Source organism: Oleiphilus sp. HI0061, from assembly GCF_001635675.1.
Genome location: NZ_LWFE01000913.1, coordinates 1 through 594, shown reverse-complemented (window position 1 = coordinate 594; position 594 = coordinate 1). Strand labels below are relative to the sequence as shown.

Here is a 594-nt window from a genome sequence, read left to right as displayed (position 1 = left end):
CTTTTTCCTCCGCTTTCGAATTTGGTTTATGTCTCAAGGTCTAGAACCAGTTTGGCTGCATTTCAAAACAGGTATCGTCTCGCCCCAAAAGTAGATCTGCTTCGTGCTTAGCTAATGGTAATTGCCATTTAATATAATATTGAGCAGCCTGGAGTTTGCCACGGTAAAACGAAAGCTCTTCATGGTTTGCGGGCTCAGTTTCGGCAATCCCCTTTTCTGCCGCTAAGGCCTGGCGTAACCACAGCCACGACACCACCACGCGAGCAAACATCGAAAGGTAAGAACTGGCATTAGATAAGGTCAAGTCAGGAGATTCTTTCTGAAGGTCAGCGCCTAATTGCATAGTAACCCTATGCACTAGTGACAAATGTTCTTCAATTGTTTGCGCCCACGCTTGAAGCCTTTCACTGGATTCTTTAGCACGAGAAAGGTCTAAATTCACCTTAGAGACCAGAACTTGAAGTCCTTTACTGTTGCGCTGCCATAGCTTGCGACCCACTAAATCCAAGGCCTGGATACCATTCGTTCCTTCATGAATTGGGTTTAACCTATTGTCGCGCCAATATTGTTCGACAGGGTACTCTCTGGTATAGC

General features: G+C 45.8%; 1 protein-coding gene. It reads right to left on the bottom strand.

Going from position 1 to position 594, the window contains the following annotated elements; genetic code table 11:
• Positions 1-40 precede the first annotated feature (40 nt).
• A partial coding sequence (locus A3735_RS10715; protein ID WP_197485848.1) for an acyl-CoA dehydrogenase C-terminal domain-containing protein occupies positions 41-594 on the bottom strand: 554 nt, incomplete at its 5' end.